Genomic DNA, 803 nt, shown 5'->3' with positions numbered 1-803 from the left:
GTTAGCTTAGAAGCAGCTACCCTTTAAAGAGTGCGTAACAGCTCACCAGTCGAGGTCTAGGGCCCCGAAAATGGACGGGGCTAAGCCGACTACCGATACCACGGAGCGCCGCAAGGCGATCTGGTAGGGAGGCGCCGCGCGTGGGTGGAAGCGACTCCGTGAGGAGTCGTGGACCACGCGGGGACGAAAATCTTGGTAGCAGTAGCAGCAAAGTCGGGTGAGAATCCCGACCGCCGTAAGGGCCAGGGTTCCTGGGCAACGATCGTCAGCCCAGGGTTAGTCGGTCCTAAGGTGTGCCGTAACTCGAGCACATCGAATGGGAAACAGGTTAATATTCCTGTACCTCCCGGCACTAAAACCGACGCTTCCGGATATGCCCGGCACCCGCGCCAGGGTGTTCAAGCGCCGAAGTCCGCGGAGAGCCGTCATGGCGAGAAACGGACGAATGCGTGATGACGCAAGCAGGCAAATTCCGGGAGCCCGTGAAAAGGGAGCCGGAGGCCGTACCGAGAACCAACACAGGTGCCCCGAGCTAAGAAGGCTCAGGCGTGTCGGAAGTAATCCGGCTAAGGGAATTCGGCAAATTAGCCACGTAACTTCGGGATAAGTGGTGCCTGCTTCGCAAGAAGCAGGTCGCAGTGACCAGGGAGCTCTAACTGTCTAATAACAACATAGGTGGTTGCAGACCCGAAAGGGCCAGTACAACCACTGAATCCTGCCCAGTGCGGGTACCTGAAGACCCGGTACAACGGGAAGAAGGGCCCGTCAACGGCGGGGGTAACTATGACCCTCTTAAGGTAGCG

At 58.4% G+C, this 803-nt stretch carries 1 rRNA gene; it reads left to right on the top strand.

The window, feature by feature from the left end:
• Positions 1-803: ribosomal RNA gene (locus tag QHH19_07335) — 23S ribosomal RNA — on the top strand; the annotation flags it as partial.

Source organism: Candidatus Thermoplasmatota archaeon (genome assembly GCA_029907305.1).
Lineage (GTDB): Archaea > Thermoplasmatota > E2 > DHVEG-1 > DHVEG-1 > JARYMC01.
The sequence above is the reverse complement of the archived record's forward strand: the minus strand, read 5'-3'. Positions and strand labels throughout refer to the sequence as shown.